This is a genomic window from Streptosporangium sp. NPDC049248 (genome assembly GCF_040678965.1).
In the GTDB taxonomy this organism is placed as follows: domain Bacteria; phylum Actinomycetota; class Actinomycetes; order Streptosporangiales; family Streptosporangiaceae; genus Streptosporangium; species Streptosporangium fukuiense.
Genome location: NZ_JBFAQY010000033.1, coordinates 51,956 through 71,946 on the forward strand (window position 1 = coordinate 51,956; position 19,991 = coordinate 71,946).

The 19,991-nt window shown below is 67.1% G+C and carries 22 protein-coding genes, 1 tRNA gene and 2 pseudogenes; 11 read left to right on the forward strand and 14 right to left on the reverse strand.

Annotated features, from left to right (window positions below; all coding sequences use genetic code 11):
- Window positions 1-49 precede the first annotated feature (49 nt).
- Window positions 50-122: transfer RNA gene (locus tag AB0K21_RS38065), tRNA-Arg, on the forward strand.
- Window positions 123-302: 180 nt separating this feature from the next.
- Here AB0K21_RS38065 and AB0K21_RS38070 read toward each other — a convergent pair.
- Window positions 303-663 (reverse strand): annotated as a pseudogene (locus tag AB0K21_RS38070) (integrase core domain-containing protein); the annotation flags it as partial.
- A 157-nt stretch (window positions 664-820) separates the two neighbouring features.
- On the opposite strand from AB0K21_RS38070, the gene AB0K21_RS38075 reads away from it, so the two are divergent.
- The 3 genes from AB0K21_RS38075 to AB0K21_RS38085 all read left to right on the forward strand — a co-directional run bounded on the left by AB0K21_RS38075 (window position 821) and on the right by AB0K21_RS38085 (window position 3,633).
- A complete protein-coding gene (locus tag AB0K21_RS38075) occupies window positions 821-1,690 on the forward strand; it encodes a GNAT family N-acetyltransferase (protein WP_343972414.1) in 870 nt (289 codons plus the stop codon).
- Window positions 1,691-2,094: 404 nt separating this feature from the next.
- Window positions 2,095-2,721, forward strand: a complete 627-nt coding sequence (locus AB0K21_RS38080; RefSeq protein WP_364157036.1) for an HAD family hydrolase — start codon at window positions 2,095-2,097, stop codon at window positions 2,719-2,721.
- 21 nt (window positions 2,722-2,742) lie between these two features.
- The gene (locus AB0K21_RS38085; RefSeq protein WP_364157039.1) at window positions 2,743-3,633 is read left to right on the forward strand and encodes a hypothetical protein; all 891 of its coding nucleotides are present in this window, start codon (window positions 2,743-2,745) and stop codon (window positions 3,631-3,633) included.
- 294 nt (window positions 3,634-3,927) lie between these two features.
- Here the strand turns inward: AB0K21_RS38085 and AB0K21_RS38090 are convergent, their stop codons facing one another.
- The 5 genes from AB0K21_RS38090 to AB0K21_RS38110 all read right to left on the reverse strand — a co-directional run bounded on the left by AB0K21_RS38090 (window position 3,928) and on the right by AB0K21_RS38110 (window position 7,154).
- Window positions 3,928-4,167, reverse strand: coding sequence for a hypothetical protein (locus AB0K21_RS38090; protein ID WP_343972423.1), 240 nt, complete (start codon window positions 4,165-4,167; stop codon window positions 3,928-3,930).
- Window positions 4,167-4,373 carry a hypothetical protein gene (locus tag AB0K21_RS38095; RefSeq protein ID WP_343972426.1) on the reverse strand — a complete coding sequence of 69 codons (207 nt, stop codon included), beginning with the start codon at window positions 4,371-4,373 and terminating at the stop codon, window positions 4,167-4,169. The genes AB0K21_RS38090 and AB0K21_RS38095 overlap by 1 nt, the downstream gene beginning before the upstream one ends.
- A gap of 172 nt (window positions 4,374-4,545) precedes the next feature.
- The gene (locus tag AB0K21_RS38100; RefSeq protein ID WP_343972428.1) at window positions 4,546-4,821 is read right to left on the reverse strand and encodes a hypothetical protein; all 276 of its coding nucleotides are present in this window, start codon (window positions 4,819-4,821) and stop codon (window positions 4,546-4,548) included.
- Between the two features lie 435 nt (window positions 4,822-5,256).
- Window positions 5,257-5,868, reverse strand: coding sequence for a dihydrofolate reductase family protein (locus AB0K21_RS38105; protein WP_364157043.1), 612 nt, complete (start codon window positions 5,866-5,868; stop codon window positions 5,257-5,259).
- A 59-nt stretch (window positions 5,869-5,927) separates the two neighbouring features.
- Entirely contained in the window at window positions 5,928-7,154 is a 1,227-nt protein-coding gene (locus AB0K21_RS38110) for an MFS transporter (RefSeq protein WP_343972433.1), read from the reverse strand.
- Between the two features lie 47 nt (window positions 7,155-7,201).
- On the opposite strand from AB0K21_RS38110, the gene AB0K21_RS38115 reads away from it, so the two are divergent.
- Window positions 7,202-8,626: a PLP-dependent aminotransferase family protein gene (locus AB0K21_RS38115; protein WP_364157046.1), complete on the forward strand. Its 1,425-nt coding sequence runs from the start codon at window positions 7,202-7,204 to the stop codon at window positions 8,624-8,626.
- Between the two features lie 80 nt (window positions 8,627-8,706).
- Window positions 8,707-8,946: pseudogene (locus AB0K21_RS38120) on the forward strand (integrase core domain-containing protein); the annotation flags it as partial.
- Window positions 8,947-9,687: 741 nt separating this feature from the next.
- Here AB0K21_RS38120 and AB0K21_RS38125 read toward each other — a convergent pair.
- Window positions 9,688-10,065, reverse strand: a complete 378-nt coding sequence (locus AB0K21_RS38125) for a YbaB/EbfC family nucleoid-associated protein (protein ID WP_343972443.1) — start codon at window positions 10,063-10,065, stop codon at window positions 9,688-9,690.
- Between the two features lie 14 nt (window positions 10,066-10,079).
- A complete protein-coding gene (locus tag AB0K21_RS38130) occupies window positions 10,080-10,469 on the reverse strand; it encodes a YbaB/EbfC family nucleoid-associated protein (RefSeq protein ID WP_343972446.1) in 390 nt (129 codons plus the stop codon).
- A gap of 137 nt (window positions 10,470-10,606) precedes the next feature.
- Here AB0K21_RS38130 and AB0K21_RS38135 point away from each other — a divergent pair, with 137 nt between their 5' ends.
- From AB0K21_RS38135 to AB0K21_RS38150, 4 genes are all read left to right on the forward strand, one after another.
- A complete protein-coding gene (locus AB0K21_RS38135; RefSeq protein ID WP_343972449.1) occupies window positions 10,607-10,918 on the forward strand; it encodes a hypothetical protein in 312 nt (103 codons plus the stop codon).
- Window positions 10,909-11,904 carry a hypothetical protein gene (locus AB0K21_RS38140; protein ID WP_364157051.1) on the forward strand — a complete coding sequence of 332 codons (996 nt, stop codon included), beginning with the start codon at window positions 10,909-10,911 and terminating at the stop codon, window positions 11,902-11,904. Before AB0K21_RS38135 ends, AB0K21_RS38140 begins: the two co-directional genes overlap by 10 nt.
- Before the next feature lie 117 nt (window positions 11,905-12,021).
- Entirely contained in the window at window positions 12,022-12,711 is a 690-nt protein-coding gene (locus AB0K21_RS38145; protein ID WP_343972455.1) for a hypothetical protein, read from the forward strand.
- 296 nt (window positions 12,712-13,007) lie between these two features.
- A complete protein-coding gene (locus AB0K21_RS38150; protein ID WP_364157055.1) occupies window positions 13,008-13,754 on the forward strand; it encodes a DUF6461 domain-containing protein in 747 nt (248 codons plus the stop codon).
- 299 nt (window positions 13,755-14,053) lie between these two features.
- Here the strand turns inward: AB0K21_RS38150 and AB0K21_RS38155 are convergent, their stop codons facing one another.
- From AB0K21_RS38155 to AB0K21_RS38170, 4 genes are all read right to left on the reverse strand, one after another.
- Window positions 14,054-14,509, reverse strand: coding sequence for a hypothetical protein (locus tag AB0K21_RS38155; protein ID WP_364157058.1), 456 nt, complete (start codon window positions 14,507-14,509; stop codon window positions 14,054-14,056).
- A 412-nt stretch (window positions 14,510-14,921) separates the two neighbouring features.
- The gene (locus AB0K21_RS38160) at window positions 14,922-15,173 is read right to left on the reverse strand and encodes a hypothetical protein (protein ID WP_364157061.1); all 252 of its coding nucleotides are present in this window, start codon (window positions 15,171-15,173) and stop codon (window positions 14,922-14,924) included.
- Window positions 15,170-15,535: a hypothetical protein gene (locus tag AB0K21_RS38165; RefSeq protein ID WP_343972467.1), complete on the reverse strand. Its 366-nt coding sequence runs from the start codon at window positions 15,533-15,535 to the stop codon at window positions 15,170-15,172. The genes AB0K21_RS38160 and AB0K21_RS38165 overlap by 4 nt, the downstream gene beginning before the upstream one ends.
- Before the next feature lie 385 nt (window positions 15,536-15,920).
- Window positions 15,921-16,760 carry an ergot alkaloid biosynthesis protein gene (locus AB0K21_RS38170; protein WP_364157064.1) on the reverse strand — a complete coding sequence of 280 codons (840 nt, stop codon included), beginning with the start codon at window positions 16,758-16,760 and terminating at the stop codon, window positions 15,921-15,923.
- Between the two features lie 133 nt (window positions 16,761-16,893).
- Here AB0K21_RS38170 and AB0K21_RS38175 point away from each other — a divergent pair, with 133 nt between their 5' ends.
- On the forward strand, window positions 16,894-17,481 hold the full coding sequence (locus AB0K21_RS38175) for a TetR family transcriptional regulator (RefSeq protein ID WP_343972473.1): 588 nt from the start codon (window positions 16,894-16,896) through the stop codon (window positions 17,479-17,481).
- 29 nt (window positions 17,482-17,510) lie between these two features.
- Here the strand turns inward: AB0K21_RS38175 and AB0K21_RS38180 are convergent, their stop codons facing one another.
- Together AB0K21_RS38180 and AB0K21_RS38185 are read right to left on the reverse strand one after the other, a co-directional pair.
- Complete coding sequence (locus AB0K21_RS38180) at window positions 17,511-18,401, reverse strand: TIGR03619 family F420-dependent LLM class oxidoreductase (RefSeq protein ID WP_364157067.1); 891 nt, start codon at window positions 18,399-18,401, stop codon at window positions 17,511-17,513.
- Window positions 18,402-18,967: 566 nt separating this feature from the next.
- Window positions 18,968-19,975, reverse strand: a complete 1,008-nt coding sequence (locus AB0K21_RS38185; RefSeq protein ID WP_343961231.1) for a WYL domain-containing protein — start codon at window positions 19,973-19,975, stop codon at window positions 18,968-18,970.
- Window positions 19,976-19,991 lie beyond the last annotated feature (16 nt).

Sequence of the window (19,991 nt, forward strand, 5' to 3'; positions counted from 1 at the left end):
ACCGGTTCGAGGCACCCCACAAAACCCGCTATGCTTGCTTACGCAGCGAGCGGCCGTAGCTCAATGGATAGAGCATCTGACTACGGATCAGAAGGTTGGGGTTTCGAGTACCTCCGGCCGCACAGTGCGAATGCCCAGGTCATCACCACGATGACCTGGGCTTTTTCGTGTCTGCGATCAGTTCTGATGTCCGGCTGTGTCCGGTCGTCACCGAGCGGCGGTGGTTGATCCTTCCCAATGCGTTCCCACGCTCCAGGCGTCCAGACGTCGAAATGAGGGAGTGATCACTGACAGTTTGTTTGTCTGGACAAGTCAGCCGGGGTGGCCATGTCCAACGCCTGGTGCGGCCGGACCGCGTGTAGTCGGCCACACACGCATCCAGCAGTGCCTGGGCGGCCTGCAGGCTGGCGAAGCCCTCATGGGAGAGGAACTCCTCTCGCACGGTCTTATGCCAGCGCTCGATCTTCCCGGTCGTGGTCGGTGACCGCGGCTTGGTGTTACGCACCGTGACACCGTTCTCCCGGCAGATCCGCTCGAACAGCACCTCGATCGGGCGTGGCTTGGTGAACCGGCCGGTGAACTGCTTGCCGTTGTCGGTCAGCACCTCCTCCGGCACGCCGAAGTGCGCATCGCGGTGGCGAACGCCTGGCACACCGCCCGCCCCGACGCTTCAAGGGCCGCGCGGACGGACTGAAACCGCGTTGACAGCGACACCGGCGGGGATGCCTACTTACTGCCCATCGGCGCCGTCGCGTCGGCCCGGCGTCAGCCGCCACGGCCGGCCGTCGGGCGATCGGCGACAGTGAAAGGATAAAGGATCGTGGTGGACCCGGGCAGGGACGCGCTGACCTGGAAAGAGTTCGGCGAGGAACACCTCGCGGCACTGGCTGAACTGGCCGAGGCGTGCCTGGCCGTCGACGGTGGCCTCCCGCTGTTCACTAGCTCTCCGCTGCTGCGAGCCCGGCTGCTCCAGTCCCGTACCCTCGGCGCCTGGCATGAGGGCGGCCTGGTCGCGGCCGTGAGCGTCGGCACCGCCGGGCAGCCGGCTACCAGCACCGGCCTGGTGAATCCGGCCTGGCGGGGGCGGGGCGTCGGTAGCCGGCTGCTGAGCTGGGCAGACGAGCAGGCCGGCGACGCCGGTCTGCTGCTGACCACCGAGTCGTGGAATCCTGGCGCGGACGCCCTGTTTACGGCGCGCGGCTTCGAGCGGACCTTCGTCGAGTGGGTGCTGCGCCACGACCTCACCGCCCTCCCGGAGGTCGCCCATCCCGACGGCGTGACCACCGAGCCGGTGACACTCGATTCCGAGCTGTTCGCGACCTATCGGGCGTCTTTCGCGGGCCGGCCCGGCTTCGTCGAGCCGGTGGCCGAGGAATGGCTGGATGAGCTGCGGGAGGACGATGGGTACCGGCCGGACCTGTCCCTGATCGCGCGTGGTCCCGACGGCACGGCGGTCGGCTTCTTCAACATCATCGACAACTGGATCGACCAGGTGGGCGTGGTCCCCGCCTGGCGGGGCCGGCGGGTCGGAGCCCACCTGGTGGCAAGGGCGCTGCGGTCGCTGGCCGCCGACGGCGCCCGGGAGGCGTGGCTCTGCGTCAACGACAACAACCCGGCCGCCTCCCTGTACCAGCGGCTCGGCTTCCACGACGCCGGCCGCCGCGCCCGCTACCTGCGCCGCCGCGCGTGACCGCCGCTACTTCAAGGCGGCCCGCCCTCCGAGGGGAGCGGGCCGCTTCGTCGTCTGGGCGAGCCGCCGAAAGAATCAGCGGCGCTGGGAGCCTCTGAAAGCGCCTGAGCGGCCAGCGAATGGAAGACATCGCTCCGGGGCGGGACCGACGGGCGGTCATCGCGGCCGGGTCCTGGCAGTGACCCGCTGATCAGGTACCGGCCGAGACTGGCCGGACTGTACAAGGACCCGAAGTAAGGATTGATATGCAGCGGCTTGCACTCTTCGACCTGGACAACACCCTCATCGACCTTGACGGGGCATTCCGGCGCTAGGCAAGGGAGTTCGCCAACGAACACCGGCTCAGCGGGGAGGCGATCGGCTGGCTACTCGAACTCGACCAGGCCGGTTATCCACATCGTGAGGTGTTCTTCGCCAAGGTCCGCGACCGCTTCATGCTGTCGGAGCCGGTCGAAGTGCTGTGGAGCCGCTACCGGAGGCGGATGCCGCACCTCGTGCACTGTCGGCCCGAGGTGCTGGGCGGCCTGGCCCGGCTGCGGGCGTCAGGATGGCGCATCGCGGTCGTCACGAATGGGACGGCCGACAATCAGCTTGGGAATATCCAGCAGACAGGGTTGGCCGAGGCCGTAGACGCCTACGCGCTCTCTGACATCGAGGGCGTCCGCAAGCCCAAGGTTGGACTGGTCGAGATCGCTGCCAAGCGGTGTGGCATGAGCGTTGTCGACGGCAGATGGGTGATCGGTCGCCAGATACCGCCTCTGAGCAGGCGTTTGTGTCAGTGGTGGACGGCTGTGGACGTCCTTGACCTTGCTACGGATCAGCCTGGTACGCCCACCAGGGTTCGTCGTGAACTGTCTGAGGCCGTGACGATCGCCGACTCCGATGCTCACCGTGCGTGGCCGGGGCGATCGACTGTCGCGGACCGACTTCGTTGGTCCTTGCCACCGGATGAGGGGGCTGGTCGAGTGCGTCCTCAGGAGGAGTTCGTCAGAACCCGGGAAGCCGAGGCGGAGGCGTTGGGCGTTGGCTGATCATGGGGTGGAGGAGGTCTCATGCGAAGAATGATCGCGTACCTATCCCTGGTGCTGCTCCTGTCCTCCTGCGGTGGGGTCTCTCAGGTCTTACGCGGTGGGTTCCATGGCGCCTCGGCTGACGAGTTCGAGGATCGTGCCCGGGAGGTGGCGGAGCGCTGGCAGGGCTCGGCCGACGACCGCGCCTGGCGCAAAGGGTTCGTCGCACTGGAGGTGCTGAACCCACAAGGATGGGCTCACGTGGGCCGGATCCCGGCCTGGGTGAACAGAAGCTCGCACAACGGCGCCTGGCGGTTGGTCGCCAAACTGCCCGAGGACTCCCCGGACCGTGCTGACGTGCGATGGCCGGACGGTGAGGTCTCGCAGGTGCCGCTCATCACAGTGGCGAGCGCGTACGCGGAGTTCAGCAGACCGGCCGACCTCATCGAAGAGGAGTGCCCGGCCGGGGGCTGTCGCCCGCTCCGGGTGACCGGCGCCAGACTGGGCAAGGTCCCGCTGGAGACCAGCCGTGGCACGATCCAGGTGCCTGCCTGGGTGTTCACCGTCGAGGGAGTCGAGCAGAAGAAGGTCCATGTGGCGGTCGACCCCTCAGCCGTCACCGCCCGTCCCGAGCGGGTGCGGGGGGACGTCGAAGAGGTGATGGCGTTCGACCTTGTCGCCGGCAAGCCGAACGAACTGCTTCTCCGGTACGGCTACGGCGCCTGCGACACCATTCACGGGGCACGCGCTTACGAGACCAACCGGCTGGTGGTGGTCGACGTGGACGAGAGAGGATCCGACTCTGTTGAGGTGTGCCCGGCCATCCTCAAGACAGCTACGATCACCGTCACGTTGGCGCGACCACTCGGCGACCGCCTCGTGCTCGACTCCGGCACCGGGCTACCGGTGCTGCGGGAACTGAGCAGGCGCTGACGGCCCGGCGACCGCATGCGGCGCTGCAGAGATGCGCGGGCTACAGCAGCGCCGTACAGCAACATCGCCTTACACGATCACACGTCACCGGCCCGTATCCACCGCCTGACCAGGCCGGGACGCCGCTGACGAGGCATCCGCCCTTCCCTACGGATCAGAAGGTCGGGGTTTCGAGTACCTCCGGCCGCACACATGCAAGAAGGCCCCTGAACAGGCATTACGCCATCAGGGGCCTTCGTCGTTCCGTGATCGTTTGACCTTCTTGCCAACAGGGTGGTTCCCGGTTGGCTCCCATCACCCTTCGAGTGTCGTCACCATGAGGTGTTGGAGTACGCCACCGGCCAGGATGGCGACTGCACCGGCTAGCCACATCGGCGCATGATCTTTCCCTCTGGACAGCAGCAGGGTTCCCCGATCGTGTGGTCTCTGCACACCCACTTGAACGATATGAACGACCAGTGCGAGCAACACCGACAACACGGTGTAGGCGTCGGGGCTCACCCTGGTATCCCAGATCATGACGACATTCACCATCAGTCCGAGAAGACCGGCGCCGGCAATGAGTACTCTGCCCCTACATCGAGGCGAGTGGCGTTCATCAGCGCGATGACGGTGACGGCGGCAACCCCGCTGAGGACGGCCACGTATCCCTGCGACTGAAGCCGCCACGGCCGCAGGCGTTCAGCCACCACCGGTGGTTGAGACGGCACATCCGTGGACAGCACAGGAACAACCTCCAAGATCTGATCTTGGAATTCTTATCCCATTCGGCCTGGCTCCGCCAGATGCCAACAGACGACGGACACGTTAGACCCGTTGGGCGAAATGCCGTCACGGGCCTACTGGGTCGCGCTTGGGGTTCTTCGACTTTGAGGGGTAGGTGCGTGTATGACGCGGGTTCGGCTGGCCGATCTAGCGGCCGTACGGCGGCGGGTAGTAACCGGGCGCATGCTGGACGGGGATGGTGCGGGTGACCTGCCACCCGATGAAGGTGACCGGGATGGCGACGATGAGCCACAGGCCGAGGGTGAGGGCGGCCACCCACCAGTGGATGAAGAACCACAGGCAGGCGTGGACGATGAACGTGATCGGGTTGAAGCCGCGTTCGCGCACGGTCGTCATCTGGACAGGCCCGTATCCGTAGGGCTGTGGCTGCTGTCCGTAGGGGCCTGGTGGCGGATAGGTCATGGCTTCTCCCGTTACGCGGTGGTGCGTGTGTGACGCCCGAGTTTGCTCTTCGGGTTACTGCCGGCCGGATATGGTCATCTGATCGGCGTGAGCCGTGTCTATTCGAGAGGCGGACGAGTGGAGTTCGCGGCGACTCCCTGGGGCAGGGCTCCCTGGTCGTCATCGCCCCAACTGGGCGATGCCGGCTCTGACCTGTAACGCACCAGGTCAGGGGATCACGTACCTACCTCTTCCAGACTTATGTCAGCTTATGTAGCTGACTGTCCGGAATCTGCAGGGCACCTCAGGGGTTCGAGTCCTCTTGGCCGCGCCCAGCTCAAGGGCCACTTCCGATCACCAGAGGTGGCCTTTCTGATCTCCGTACAGCTCACAACGGATCAGCCGCGCTGCTCGGCGCGGCTGATGGGAGGCTCCGGGCGGGCTTGGGCCAGCCGGCTACCTCGCGACGCGGAATCGCAGGTGCGTCACGTGTGGTGACTCGATCAACCTATTTCGTTCCAGCTCGATGTGATGGGTGCCTAGGTGGTCGAACAGCCGGGTGCCTGAACCGAGCAGCACGGGCACCAGTTGAATCTGAATCTCGTCCACGAGTCCGGCCCTCACGAACTGCTGTGCGGTATTTGCCCCACCCATGATGAGGACGTTCTTGTCGCGCGCTGCCACTCGGGCCTGCCGAAGCGCGCTCTCGATGCCGTCAGTGACGAAGGTGAACGCTGCGCTTTTCATGACCAACTGTTCGCGGGCTTGATGGGTGAGCACGAAGCAGGGCACGGGGAACGGGGTGTCCCCCCACAACTCCACTCCCACGTCAAACGTGCGTCTGCCCACCACAACGGCTCCGGTCGATGCGAAAAGCTCCTGTGCGACCCGGGTGTCCACTCCGTTCGGTGATGTGCCGCCAGCGGCTACAGCCCGATCCGAACCGCTGTTGAACAGCCACTCGTGGAGCCGCTCGCCGCCTTCGCCCATGGGGTGCTCGACGGTCACATCGGGTCCGGCGCTGAAGCCGTCCACTGACACACTCATGTTCAGCATGACGTTTTCCATGAGGTTCTCCTTTTCGCTCGTTTCTTGCGGTGTCAACAGGGGCGCGGCTGAAGCGACCGTCAAGCGATGTCGTCTTTCGACGCGGCCCTATGGTCGAGCCACGCGGGGGCCAGCGCGGTGAACAGCACGATGGCGGTGATGGCGAATCCCACGGGGTAGCCCATCGGCACGGTCAGGAGGCCGAACGCGACTGCCCCGACGCCCATCCCGCCGTCGTAGGCGAGGTTCCACAGCGCGCTTACCCGACCAAAGTCGGACTCGGGGACGCGCTCGAACATCAGTGCCAGCGTCACGTTCTGGGCCAGGCCGAACCCAAGCCCGAACAGCCCCATGCCGACCATCACCGCGACCGGGCTGCCCACCCAGACGAGCACGGCCGTGCCAACGGTGGCCGTGAGCACTGCGGGGACGAGTAAGCGGGCAGCGCCATGACGGTCGCCGTACCAGCCCGCGCCCCAGCGTGCGAGCGGAGCAGCGCAGGACTGCACGAGCAGAGCCCCCGTGGCCACCTGATGTGACTCGGCCGGTACGGCCATGGGGAGGAAGGTCAGCAGGGCGCCGGCCGCCAGTGTCACGGTGGCGAAGATGACCGTCGGCCTGGCGAGCCCACGGATACGAAAGGCGCCGAGAACGCTGCCGTGCTCGATTCGAGCCGACCGGGCCGGCAGGCCGGGTACGGCGGCCAGCCCGAGCAACGACAGCGCCGCCCCGGTGATGAACACCGGCCCGTACCCGACGTTCCCGACCAGCCACAGACCCAACGGCAGGCACGCGATGGACGGGACCCCGACGGCTACGCCGTACAACCCCAGCCCCTCGCCGCGGCGATCGGTCGGCACGAGTTCGGTGACGAGGGCCGCGCCGGCCACAACGACAATGCCGAGCCCTGCGCCACGCACTAAGCAGACACCCAGCACCAACGGCAGTGAGGAGGATGCCACCAGTACCAACGCAGGCGCCCCGAGCAGAAGCAGGCCCGCGGTCATCACGGCGCGGTACCCGTACCTGCGCAGCAGGCCCGGCACTGCGAACTCCATCAGCACGGTCCCCAGCATCAGTGCGCCGGTGGACATGCCCGCGCCCACGCCGCCCACCCCGGCCGTGGCCACATACAGGGGGACGACCGACATCAGCAGATAGAAGCTCCCGGAAGAACACACCGACATGATCAGCAACAGAACCATCGGACGGGTCAGGATCGGTTGCCGATCCACGCCATCCCCGAGACGAATCTCGACCCTGCCCACCGAAGCCTTCCTACCGGCGGTGACTTCCTGATGATCCATGAGCCGACCGTAGGACGGGATCCGGTTCAGCAGTAAGGTCCAGTTTCATGCTGATCGACTGGACCGGTTCCGGACCACAGCTCCTTTTGCAGGTCGACCGAAACCGACCTGAACCCCTGCGCGACCAACTCGAACGCGCATTGCGGGAGGCCATCCGCGCCGGTCGGCTCGCTGCCGGAGAGCGACTCCCCTCATCCCGTGCCCTCTCCCGCGACCTCGGTATCTCTCGCGGCCTGGTGACCGAGTGCTATGCGCAACTGCAGGCAGAGGGCTATCTGGTCAGCCGCGGCGGCTCGGCCACCCGGGTCGCCGCCACCGCGCGTCCGTACACGGCCGCGCTTCCGCCGTCCACAGCCATCGAGCCTGCCAGAATCGACTTCCGACCCGGCGTACCCGACCTGTCGAGCTTCCCGCGCGAGTACTGGAGCGGCGCCCTTCGCCGTGCCTGCCGCGACGCGCCCAGCGACCTGCTCGGCTGCCCCGACCCGCACGGCGATCCGACACTGCGCGACGTGCTCGCCGCCTATCTACGGCGAGTCCGCGGCGCCGGCACCGACCCCGGTCACACCGTCATCTGCGCGGGCTACGCACAAGGACTCCAGCTCGTCCTGCGGTCCCTGGCGGGACAGGGCATACGCGTCGTGGCCTTCGAGGACCCCGGCGACCCCGACCACCGCACCATCGCCGCGATGCTGGGCCTCGACGTCATCGCCGTCCCGGTCGACGAGCGCGGCATCGACACCGACGCACTCGCTGCCACTGATGCACGCGCCGTCGTGCTCACACCCGCCCACCAATCGCCCACCGGCGTCGTGCTCGCCCCTGACAGGCGACAAGCCCTGATCAACTGGGCCACGGCACGGACCGCGACGATCATCGAGGACGACTACGACGCCGAGTTCCGCTACGACCGCGAACCCGTCGGCGCGCTACAGGGCCTCGCCCCAGACCGGGTCGCGCTCCTCGGCTCCGTCAGCAAATCACTCGCGCCGGCTTTGCGACTCGGCTGGATTCTCAGCCCGCCTCACCTGACTCCCGATGTCGCCCGCTACAAGCAGCTCGCCGACCGCGGCTCACCGGTCATCGACCAACTCGCGCTCGCCGACCTGCTGAAGTCCGGCCGCTACGATCGTCACCTGCGCCATATGCGGCAGCGCTACGCCGCCCGCCGCACCGCCCTCCTCGAAGCGATCCAACGACACGCACCCGGCATCGAACTGCGCGGGCTGGCCGCCGGGTTCCATACCGTCGCCCAGTTACCAAGCGGTGCCGACGAGCGTGCCATAGTCGCGGCCGCACGCCGTCGGTCCGTCGGACTGTACGGAATGAGCACCTACCGCATGGACCAGCACCCACAGCCCCCACAGCTCGTACTCGGATTCGGCAACCTGACCACAGCCGCCATCTCCGACGGCATCGAGACCATCGCCGACCTGCTACAGTCACGCCGAGTGAGCCAGAGACCCGACTGAGCCCCTCGACGACCGGGCAGGTGTGGGCCTACACCCGCGTCTCGACCCGTGACCAGAATTCCCAGCTCCAGCTCGCCTGGGCGGATTCAACTGGTCGTCGCAACACCTCGATCGCGTTCGGTCGACGTTGTGAGCAGGCTGGCGTGCGCCCCTCGACCGGCCGGACCGGCACGTGCTTCGATAATGCCACCACCGAGAGCTTTTTCGCCTCGCTGGAGTGCGAGCTGATCGACCGATGGACCTTCCGTACCGGGTCAGAAGCCGAGCGTGCTGTATTCGCCTACATCGAGGGGTTCTGCAACCCGCGCCGTCGTCTGTCCGGAAAGGTTAGATGAACATGCGCGGGTCCCGGCTCATCGGTCCGCGCGGCGAGGAGCCGGGACCTCGGAAGGATCATCTAAAGGTCAGTGGCGAGTCCAAACGGACCAACCGCTTCCCCATGGGCTGTAGGCGGGGTCTACCGAAGTGAAGTACGACGGGCCGCCATCATAAATCAGCCCTTTGTGAATGCCGTATGCGTTCCTGTTCCAGAACCAGGGGCCGCCGCTGTCGCCGCCCTCGGTGATGCTGTGCTCGACGACCCACTCCCCGGCCGAACCTGTGTGGTATTCGAGTACCTCCGGCCGCACACAGCTTGACCAGGGAGTTCCTTGATTTTAAGGGACTCCCTGGGGCGTTTCTAGGGGCCGACTGTAGCAACGCCCATTTGTTCACTGAGGGTTCGTCCTCGTTCGTGGTCGTCTCGTCGCCGGGTAGATAGAGACGCCTTGAACGAGGTCACACACAAGGTCCTGGACGTCGTCCCGTCCTGAGGTGGGGCTGGACCGGCTTGGCGTCACGTTGGACGCGACGCTGAGCGCCCTCGGTGGCCTAGCGGCTGCCGGTTACGTCGCACGTGGGGAGAAGGGCCGCGCCCGGCTTCAGCCTCGTACCGCAAAGGGGACGCTGTGCCCCCCGATCCGATCGATTTCTCAGGTGCAGACGCCTTCATCGAGCCGTCAGAAACGACGGCACCCACTGCACCACCTGGTCAGTGACCGTACGGCCCGGCTTCGGCCGGGTCAGCTCCAGTCGGTCAGCAGTCGCTGGAACTGCTCGTTCGCCTCCACCGGGTCGAAGTCCGGCATGGCCTCGCGCATGAGATCGTGCGTCTGGCGCTGGGCGTCTGCGCATGCTGCCCGCACCGCCACGAGCGTCTGCTCGGCCAGCTCCTGGCTGCCTAATCGCGTCACGCGGGGGCCGTAGGTGACGCCGAGGACCCAGCCGTTCACGTCCACGGTCGCCTTGACCTGGCCTGCCGCCGTCTCGCCCGCCCCCACGATCTGGTCGAGGTCCGCCTGCGCCGTCTCCAGCCAGGCCAGTACCTGCTCACTCTGGCGCGCCACCTCGTCGATGTGCCGGTCCGTGATGTCGGCGGGGTCGAACTGCTGACCGTACACGCTTGCCTCCGAGCCTATTGAAGAAGATCGCGGGCGGCCTGCTCGACCCGCCCGCGTACGAAGGCCTCGTCGAGCGGCTGGGGCAGTGCGGCGGCGCTTTCCGCCGCGTCCGCGATCTCCTGCGCCTTGCGCGCCGCGTCCTCCTGCGCCGCCCGGAGCACGGCGGCGACCTCATGGCCGAGCGCCGATTCTCCGAGCCGCATCGCCTGCGGGTCTATGTACAACCGGGTCAGCCCGCCCTCGCCGTCGGCGGCCGCCTCGACCAGACCGTTCTTGCTCTTCGCCAGACCTTCCACCTGTCGAATCACGGACTGCGCAGCCTGTAGTTCGCGTATGACCCGCTGACCTTGGGCGAAGTATTCGAGCAGGTATTCGTCGTCGTTATCGGGAGTGGGGGGCCGCACGTCGGACCTCCGGTTATCAGGAGAGCGGACGGCCGCCAGTCTAGATACATGCGACCGTGATTTCGACATGGAGATTCAGGGCTCATGAACGACAAATAACACGAAGATCATGACATGTGACGATATGGTGCTTAGGCATGACGGGACTTGAGATCGTCTTAGGGGCTGCGGCGCAGGAAGCCTCCCGTATTAGGACCCATGGAGAGGACTACAACGCCGCGCTCGAGCCGCTCAGAGTTCGCGGCGACGGGGTGTCCTCGTTCGGAGATGACGGTCTGTTCGGCATGTTCACCAGCATGTACGCCGAGTGCCGCGAGGTGTCGATGGCCGCGCTCGACGAACTGTCCACGGCGATCGTCGATACAGGCGACGGCCTGCACACCGTGGTCAAGAACACGCGTGATGGCGAGGCCGCGAGCATCGAGAACATCGGTCGCACATGGCTGTAGTGCTTCCCCCGGTGGCGGCCGGGATGATGCAGATGCTCGGTCCTTGGCCGAACATGAACGAGGACGACATCAGGGCCGAGGGCAACGCCGTGCGGGTCGCCCGGTCTGGTATGGCCCCTGCGGCGAGCGCTACCGATTCGGCGGTCCGCACCACGCAGCAGGTCTACCGCGGCGAGTCCGCCACCAGCATGGAGAACTACTGGAACAGGACCGGTGCGCAGGGCGGCCACATCGCTCAGGCGAACGCGGCGATGAAGCTGATGCCGGTGGCCCTGGATGGCAGCGCTGCGGTGGTGTCGGCTGTGAAGGTGGCGGCGGGCACGCAGGCGGTGTTCACCGCGGTCGGTGTGGCCAAGGCGCTGGCGTTCGGCGGGGCGGTCGGGGTGACCGTCGCGACGGCTCGGGTGCTGGCGTCGCGTCAGGCAGTCAGGAAGATCCTTCGTGAGGGCGGCGAGGGCACCGGCAAAGTGATCGCTCCCATCATGCGCCGTCGGGTCACCGAACCGATGCGCCGCATCCTGGACGACCTGCGACGCCCAGGAGGTCCCGGACCACGCCTGGCCACGGCCGGCCCGCGCAGTGGAGTCCCCGTGCGGTCGTCCGGTCTGCGGAGTCCGTCCGGACCTCGGTCCGTCAAGGACGGCATCACCAAGATGAGCCGCAGGAATGACAGAGGCAATGGGCGCGGCGGGGGCAGGGGTGGCGGCAGGGGTGGCGGCAGGGACGACAGGGGTGGCAGGGACTTCTTCTCTCGAAACTCGAACCAGGGCTCAGCCCATGACGGAAGAATTCACGGCGATCCGCCCACCAGTGCCAGGGGCATGACGAAAGCGGAGGCGGACCGCACCGAGAAGATGTTGGAGGATAGCATCAAGGCGAGGAGGGCGGAGGAAGAGAGAAAAGGCTACGAGGTCGGGCACGCGGAGCGGATCAGAAGGGAAGAGAAGGCTCTCGAAGCCTTCAGGGCAAGCAGGCGGCAGGAGTGAGACGTCCAGCTCGTCCAGCGGGGGCACGTACAAAGGGAGCTCACAAACCGGCGCCGACCACTACCCCGCTGCTGCCGAGTGGCAGGAGCGTCAGAAGAACAGGAAGTGGTGAAGCCGATGCAGACGCAAGCAGGCGAGGATCTGATCGAGCGCATCCTTGCGCATCCGGCCGACGGCGATCTCGTGGGCCTGGCGGCCAACGACCTGCTCAGCGAGCTGTACGCGGGATTCCCCGTCGAGAACCTCGCCAGACTTCTCCATAGCGGTGATGACCGGATCCTGCCGACGGCGACCTGGTTGCTGTCGGAACTCGTCGACCTCGCCGCGCCGCTGATCGACGAGGTCCCGGCTCTCCTCTCCAGCCCGATCCGTACTGTGCGATACGACGCGATAGCAGTGGTGCTGGAGAACGCCGACGAGCGGCACGGGCCCATCATCGCTCAGGTCATGAACCTGAGCCGAGACCCCGACAGCGCCGTCCGCTGGAAGGTCCTCGAGTTCTTGACCGAGGCCTCGGTCGAGCAGCTTGAGGCGGGGGCGGCATGCCTGCCGTCCGGTCAGGTCAAGGAACTGGCCGAGTGGTTGATCCTCCAGGACGACGAGGAGCCCGATCTGAACGGCATCGTCATCCGGCTCGAAGCAGGCGACCCGGTGACTCGGCTGTTCGCCGCGGCGGCCGCCGCGAGCCTGGCCGACAAGGAGAATACGAACCTCCTGGAGCACGCGGCCATGGTCGAGGAAGAGGAGATCCGCTCGTTCGCTCAGGAGCGGCTGAGCAAACTGCGCGAGAACGTAGCCGACCGGTGAATCGCCCCGGCTTTGACGGAGACCTTGATGTACCCGGCCGCACAGCAGCAAGAAGGCCCTTGAGCAGGGATTATCCGCTCAGGGGCCTTCTTCTTTTCTTAGTCGTTCGGGGCCCTTGCTAACAGGGTGTCTTCCACCGCTCTTGCGGTGCTTTCTCTCATGATGAAGCCGAACCGACCGGCCGTCCCGGTACGCACCCGGTCGCGAGAACCGCGGCATGGCGTTGATCACGGAACTGTCGGGGATGTCTGTTTGAGTCGCCCTAGGAACGAGCACTGAGCGGGCAGGGAGCGGGAATGCGGCGGTCGGAGCGTCTCTGGCACCTCGTCCGGTCCTACGGCATGGGTGAGTGGTTCATGGCCGCGTGGGTGGAGGGGCTGGAGGTGTGGGAGGCCGCCCGGCGCCTGGGGGTGTCGGTCGCGGATGTGGACGACACGGTCGAGTGCACCTGGGCGGACGTCCTGCGAGGGTGGCCTTCCGACGGCGATCCGGGGGTCGTCTGGGCCGGTCGGCTGACGGCGGACTGGACGCAGATCATCCAGGTGCGGGGCTTCGACTGCCACGGGGCTCTGCGGGAGCTCTCGTACGGCGGGCGGGCGCTGCTGGTGAGCTGGGACATCAACGGGCCGCGTGATCTCGAATACGCGGTCAACGGTCACTACGTGACGGACTTCAACGTCACCGTCCCCGGAAAGCGCTGGGGAAGTGATCCTCACGCGCTCGACTCCTACGCGCAGGGGTTGCATTTCGACCTGGACGACTCCGGTTGGGAGAGCGATCCCGAACTGCCGACGGGGTGGCTGGAGTACTGCGCGTGGGAGGAGACCCGCGCGGAGAGCGGACAGGACTACGGGGAGGAGGCCATCCCCGACGAGTGGGGGGACTTCATCGGGCTTGTCCACAACGGATACAGCCCGCCCATGGCGACCTGCCTCACGTCGGCCCTGGCGCTTGTCGGCAGGGTGACGGGCAGGGAGATCGACAGGGAGTGGATGGACGGTGCCCACACCCGCTACGTGATCCGCGATCAGCACAACGGCTGAGGACAGCGTCCCGCCTAGCGGAAAGCCCCTGGACAGGTACGCCGTCTCAGGGGTTTTTCAGCGTCTTGATCTGATGCGTTGGCCGTCGATGCTGCCGACGCTACAGCGCGTTACCGCTATTCGCCCATTACCTTGGCAAAGACGTCGGCGGACGAGGCTTCCGCCGCGACTACCTGATCGACGGCCGGTTGCACTACAACGTGGACGAGGTCCTGGATCCGAATGACTACGAGGGTGAAGATGACGAGGAGGACCTCGCCCCGGCCGCTGACCACGGCAAGACTCGGTAGATCAGGCGGTCAGGTGTCGTACAAGCCGTCCCAGGGTTCGTAGAAGCCGAGGTTGTCCGGGTAGAGCTCGGCGTGTTCGGTGCCTTCGAAGGTTTCGATGACGAGGCCGAACAGCACTCCGTCGACGTCGTGGCGGAAGGGGCGGATGGCGATGTCGCCGAAGCGGAGGCCGGGGAGGGTGTTGAGCCATTGCTTCAGCCGCTCCTGTGCTGCGTCGACGGCGGCCCGGTGATCGTCGTCGGTTCCGGTGCGCTCGATGCGGGAGTTGAGATGGTGGCCGGCGGCGTCGAAGGTGTGCAGGACGGCGTGCCAGCGTTTGTGCGCCTGCCAGTCGTCGGTGTGCGTGTAGCCCTCGGGGAAGGCGGCGACGACGGAGCCGAGGAACTGGCCGCCCTCCCAGTGGCCGATGGTGTCGGTGTGGTAGTCGGGTTCGTAGCCGATGGGGATGATCTCGGGGACTGCCATGTGCGGGAGAGTAGCGAGTGGGCCCGACAGGGCCTTTGCGCCGCGCGTGACCTTGCTAACGGAAGTGCTGACATCATCCTTGGACGCGAGTGGACGCCCACAGAAGACGATCAAGAGTGAGATGGCTCTGAGCAGGACTTGCTGACACCTGTGGACGTCTGTGGACAGTCTCGAACTGGCTACGGATCTCAAGGTCAGGGGTTCGAGTACCTCCGGCCGCACAGCAGGTCAAAGGCCCTCCGGGATCACCCCGGAGGGCCTTTCTCATTATCCGTACAGCAGCGAAATGCAGCCATGCCGTCTGATGCGACCGCCCTCCGAATGACAGGTTCCGCCCGGCCAAAGGGTCCCGGCCCGGTACGGAAGGGAAGGAGCGCTCTTCTCCGGCAGGGGAGGGGCACGACCAGCGGGGTCAGACTTCGGAGTCAGCGGGGGCGTCGAGCAGGCGGTCGCCCAGGTGTGCGCCGTAGAACTCGACCTGGCGGGCCATGATCTCGCGCATCGACGATGTGCGCGGCACACCGTAGACGGTGCCGGGGAAATCGAGGTCGCGCTGTACCTCCCATAATTCCTCGTGCCGGTCGGGGGAGAACAGCCGGGCCGGGTCGCCGACCGCGATCCAGCCGATCGGCACGACGGTCTCGGGGGCCAGCCGGGAGTTCACGTGCAGCACGCTGTTGATCCGCAGCTCCGACCGGGTGCCCGCGACCGCTCCGGGGACATCGAGGCACCGGTGGCGATGAAGACCTCGTCCTCGGCGACTGCCCCGTTGACGTGCGCATGCGGGCCGACCAGCACGGCGTCGCCCAGGATCGCCGGGTGCCCGGCGCGGCTGCGGACCAAGGCGTTCTCCATTACCACCACGTCGGCACCCACGCGCACCTCGCCGTTCTCGGCGGTGAGCACGGCGCCGTGCAGGATACGGGCGCGCTCGCCGAGGACGACCGCACCGCAGAGCACAGCCGAGGGGGCGACGTACGCCGACTCCGGAACCACCGGCCTCGCGCCACGATGTTCCAGCAACATTTCGCCAGCCTAGTCCGTTCCCTTTTACGGTGGTCGCCTGACCGCCGGGCGTGTTGTGTTTCCCGCCCCCTGCCGGACCACCGATCTGGACGACGTCCATCGCCTCCCAACGCGAGGTCGGTTCCGCCACCACGTCAACGAGGGGCGTCGCGGGGTCCGCATCGGCCGCCAGCCGACAAGCCGCTCAAAGGGATACAACCGAGGAACGCGCGAACGGTCGGCGACAAGATAACCATCGGCCTGCTTTGGCCGGGAGCCTGTACGGCCTCGAAGGTGGCCTGCTGCGCATGTGCCCGGCTGCCGTGGAATGTGGTGAGCGAGCCTTGCGCGACGATCTCCCCACACGGATACCGGCGAACCCATCGGCAATCCCGGTAAGGCCGCTTCATCGCATCACCTTTTCGGCGTACTCGCGGAAACTACGGGGCGGACGGCCGGTCGTACGCTCAACGGTGTCGGTGGTGCGGTCTTCCGCTCCCTCGGCGATGGCACGGTCCATGCCGGCCAGCATCGCGGCGAACCGTTCGGGGACGCCTGCGCCGGTCAGACGGTCGCACATCTGCTCGTAGGTGAGCGGCCGATGGGAGACGGCCCTGCCGGTGATCTGGGTGATGATGCCCGCGACGTCGTCGTAGCTCAAAGCCTGGGGCCCGGTGATGACCAGATCGGTATCGGGTACTGTCTCGTCGGTGAGGGCGCGTACGGCGACCGCCGCGATGTCGTCGGCGTCGATGAAGCCGACCCGGCCCGCACCCGTCGCGGTCAGGATGACGCCGTCGTCGCGGATGCTGTCCGCGTGCGGGTGGTGATCGGTGAAGTTCTGCATGAACCACGATGGCCGCAGTACCGCCCACTGGTCGAACAGGTCGGGGAGCAGGCCGTGCACCTGGCCGACCCCGGGTCCCCCCGCGGGTATGGCCGAGGAGCCGAGAAGCACCACGCGGTGTACACCGGTGGCACGGGCTCGCTTCAGGAAGGGCAGCATGACGGCGGCCGGGTCCGGGTCGCCGATGGGCGGAACGAGGTAGACCCGGTCCGTACCGTGCAGTGCGTCGTCGTAGGTGGTGGGCTCGTACCAGTCGAAACGGACGGCCTGGGCGCCGTCCTGTGCGGTGACGCGGCGACTGGCCGCTGTGGCCGGGTGACCGAGCGTGGTGAGCTGGGACACGACGCGGCTACCGGTGTTGCCCGTGGCTCCGGTGACCAGGATGGCGCGGCCGGTCATCTCATCTCCTCTTGTCGCGCGGCGGGGAAGAACTTCGCGTTGTCCAGGGGGCGCGCGCGGGCGCCAGTAACATATGGACCATGAGTCCGTTTAACGATATGGACTATCGGTCCGTTTTGCAAGTGGAGAGGCCATGACCCAGCGCAAAGAGCGCGCGGATGCCCTGCGCAACCGCGAGGCCGTCCTGGCCGCGGCCGACGATCTCTTCGTTCGTAGCCAGAGCCCCCGCAGCGTGTCCATGGACGAGATCGCGGCAGCGGCCGGGGTGGGCAAAGGCACCCTCTTCCGCCGCTTCGGCGACCGGACCGGCCTCATCCGTGCACTGGTCGAAGCGCGCATCCAGCCCGTGCGCCACGCCGTGGAGACGGGACCGGCGCCCCTCGGGCCCGCCGGCCCACCTCGCGAACGCGTTCTGGCCGTGCTCGATGCCGTGCTCCGCTTCAAGCTCGACAACCGCCACCTCTCCCTGGCCCTGGAAGAAGCCGGTAGCGGCAGCCCCTACCAGGCAGAGCACTACGCGTGGTGGCACCGCACGCTCCGGGACACACTGCGGAAGATCCCCGGCATTCCGGACGGAGACTTCACCGCACACGCTCTGCTCGCCGCCACCCGCGCCGACCTCGTCGAACACCTCGTCGGCCAGGACGGCATGACCGCCGAGCAGGTGAGGGCACGGCTGGCGGACTACGCGGCCAAAATCGTGGACCAACCCCGCGCGTGACCACAACACGACAGCGTCTTCACCGCCGATCAATCCCCCGATGGGCCGGACTGGCTGGAAAGGCGTTCGAGGAGGGCGAACCGCTGGGCGAACGCGGACATCTCCTCGCGTTGCCGGTCTGGTTCGGTGGCGGTGGCACTCACGACGATGCGGGTCACGCCTTGAGCGGCGAATTCCTCCACCTGATCGATGGTCATGTCGATCGGCCCCGATCGCGTGTACTCCAGCGTTTCCGGGTTGCGGCCGGCCTCGACGGCGGTCGACCGGGCGAGGTCCAGCTGGATGGCGCGTTCGTTCGGATCGAGCGCGCCGCCGGGGAAGTAGCCGTCGCCGCGTCGTCCGGCGCGGCGTGCGGCCGCCCGGCTCGATCCGCCGATATGGATCGGCAGGTGGGTGACCCCATAGGGCTTTGGGAACTGGCACAGGTCATCGAAGGTGAAGAACTCCCCAGCGAAGCTGACACCGTCTTCGCCGCCGGCCCAGAGCAGCCGCATCACGTCGATCGCCTCGTCGGCACGACGCCCACGGGTGCTGAAGTCGACCCCCACCGCCTGAGCCTCACCGGGCAGGGCGCCGAGCCCCACGGTCAGCAGCCGCATCCGCCCCTTGGACAGCACATCGATGGTCGCCAGACGCTTGGCCAGGACCACCGGATGATGGTAGGGCAGCAGCAGCACACCCGTTCCGAGCAGGATCCGTCGCGTAGCCGCGGCGACGAAGCTCAGGCAATCGAGCGGATCGAAGTACGGCAGCGACGGCGGGAGCTCAAAGCGCCCGACCATCGCACCGGGATACAGCGCGATGTGCTCGGGAACATACAGCGACTCGAAGCCGCAGTCCTCGGCATGCCGGGCGTAGGCCACGATCTTGTCGGGGTCGATGCCGTGATAGGGCGTGCTGTAGCTGACTGCGAACTTCATCGCCGTTCCTCCGGTTAGTCAGCCGATGTGATGGATGGGCAGTCGCCGGTACTGCGGTGGCACCGTGGCCTCGCCGTGCGCCGACGACCTTCCCCACCCGCTTGTCGCAGCCACGCTAGAACCTTGTCATTGGCGTCAAGGCAACTTGCGCCCGGTCACGACTGTGGGAGGCGGACGATCTGGCCGTACCGCGAAAGCTGAGGTCGATCCACCTGTGAACAAGTGCTCCACCACCGGTCACCCGAACCGGTAGAAAGGCGACGAGTAACCTGGTCAGGAAGGTGAGGGACCGTGATGACCGAAGACCATCGGGGCGCCGCGCTTTCCCCCTCGAAGCGGGTGGCCATGCGAGAACTGCTCGACGAGGACCGGCGGAAGACCACGGCCCGAATCGTCGGCGCCGACGGCCCCCGACGACGAGCACGACCCCGAGGGAACATCCGCCGCCTTAGAGCGGGCCCACATCCAGAAAGTAGGTTGAGCGGCCCTCGCAGGCCCTCCACTCCGAATGCGTGTCCCTTTGCCCGCCCGAAGCCCCTTAGTCGTGACGGCCTGGTGAGTCGGCTTCAGCGCGGGTCGGCGGCGAAGGCGAAGGCTGCGGCTCGGTCCCGCAGCAGGGCGGCGAGCCCGGGAGAGTCGATCACCTCGAAGGGCCATCGCACCCAGAGCAGCCCGCTGGCGAGGACCTCCAGACGTACGTCGGCGATGCGCCAGTATGTCGCTGCTTGACCGGTGGCGGTTGTCGTCGGGGCGAAGTCCGTGGCGAAGCCACCCATGTACGCCTGTACCTGTTCGATCGGGGCGTGGACTAGGATCGTCGCCGTATGTTTCCGAGGCGGGGCACCGAGCTGGCTGGTGACGAACGCGACCGGGTCGCCTCCGGGGACCTCCTGCGGCTTGAAGCGCACGCCCGTCGCCGATGCCCGCGTGATCCGATCGACGCGCAACACCCGCCAGCCGCGGTCGAGCTCGCGGCACACGAGGAACCACCGAGTCTGCCTGGGCACCAGGGCGGCAGGCTCGACGTGGCGCGAGGACTCTCGTGCGGTGTCGGCGCCCTCGGTGCTCATCACGCGCAGTTGGACCCGTTCCGCGTCCCGGCACGCCAGCGCTAGGACTGCCAGCACGTCGGCGTTCATCGGAGCCGGATACGCGCCGGCTACTGCATTCGGTGTGTCGCCGAGGGCGACCGAGGAGCGCAGCGCCCGCACCCGTCGGCGCACCGCCGGGGGCATCACCTGCTCCATTTTGGCCAGGGCGGTGAGCGCGACCTCGCCCCCGCCGGCAGCGCCGTTGGCGGCCGAGGAGGCGAGGGCGGCGGCCACGGCGAGCGCCTCGTCCGGGGTGAACACCAGTGGCGGCAGGTCGCTGCCCGTGGACAGCCGGTAGCCGCCGTCGGGGCCGCGACGTGCCTCGATGTGATAGCCGAGGCCCCGTAGCCGTTCCACGTCCCGCCGGAGTGTGCGGCCGTCGACGCCGAGGCGGTCGGCGAGTTCGCCGCCGCTCCAGGACCGGCGGGCCTGCAGCAGCTCCAGCAGGCGTAGCGCCCGCTCAATTGTGGTCTGTTCCGGCATACTCGCCAATGCTAGG

Coding starts and splice junctions, on each gene's coding strand:
- AB0K21_RS38085 (WP_364157039.1), top strand. CDS start 2,743: ATGCGAAGAATGATCGCGTACCTATCCCTGGTGCTGCTCCTGTCCTCC.
- AB0K21_RS38090 (WP_343972423.1), bottom strand. CDS start 4,167: ATGGTGAATGTCGTCATGATCTGGGATACCAGGGTGAGCCCCGACGCC.
- AB0K21_RS38100 (WP_343972428.1), bottom strand. CDS start 4,821: ATGACCTATCCGCCACCAGGCCCCTACGGACAGCAGCCACAGCCCTAC.
- AB0K21_RS38105 (WP_364157043.1), bottom strand. CDS start 5,868: ATGGAAAACGTCATGCTGAACATGAGTGTGTCAGTGGACGGCTTCAGC.
- AB0K21_RS38110 (WP_343972433.1), bottom strand. CDS start 7,154: ATGGATCATCAGGAAGTCACCGCCGGTAGGAAGGCTTCGGTGGGCAGG.
- AB0K21_RS38115 (WP_364157046.1), top strand. CDS start 7,202: ATGCTGATCGACTGGACCGGTTCCGGACCACAGCTCCTTTTGCAGGTC.
- AB0K21_RS38135 (WP_343972449.1), top strand. CDS start 10,607: ATGACGGGACTTGAGATCGTCTTAGGGGCTGCGGCGCAGGAAGCCTCC.
- AB0K21_RS38140 (WP_364157051.1), top strand. CDS start 10,909: ATGGCTGTAGTGCTTCCCCCGGTGGCGGCCGGGATGATGCAGATGCTC.
- AB0K21_RS38145 (WP_343972455.1), top strand. CDS start 12,022: ATGCAGACGCAAGCAGGCGAGGATCTGATCGAGCGCATCCTTGCGCAT.
- AB0K21_RS38150 (WP_364157055.1), top strand. CDS start 13,008: ATGCGGCGGTCGGAGCGTCTCTGGCACCTCGTCCGGTCCTACGGCATG.
- AB0K21_RS38155 (WP_364157058.1), bottom strand. CDS start 14,509: ATGGCAGTCCCCGAGATCATCCCCATCGGCTACGAACCCGACTACCAC.
- AB0K21_RS38165 (WP_343972467.1), bottom strand. CDS start 15,535: ATGTTGCTGGAACATCGTGGCGCGAGGCCGGTGGTTCCGGAGTCGGCG.
- AB0K21_RS38170 (WP_364157064.1), bottom strand. CDS start 16,760: ATGACCGGCCGCGCCATCCTGGTCACCGGAGCCACGGGCAACACCGGT.
- AB0K21_RS38175 (WP_343972473.1), top strand. CDS start 16,894: ATGACCCAGCGCAAAGAGCGCGCGGATGCCCTGCGCAACCGCGAGGCC.
- AB0K21_RS38180 (WP_364157067.1), bottom strand. CDS start 18,401: ATGAAGTTCGCAGTCAGCTACAGCACGCCCTATCACGGCATCGACCCC.
- AB0K21_RS38185 (WP_343961231.1), bottom strand. CDS start 19,975: ATGCCGGAACAGACCACAATTGAGCGGGCGCTACGCCTGCTGGAGCTG.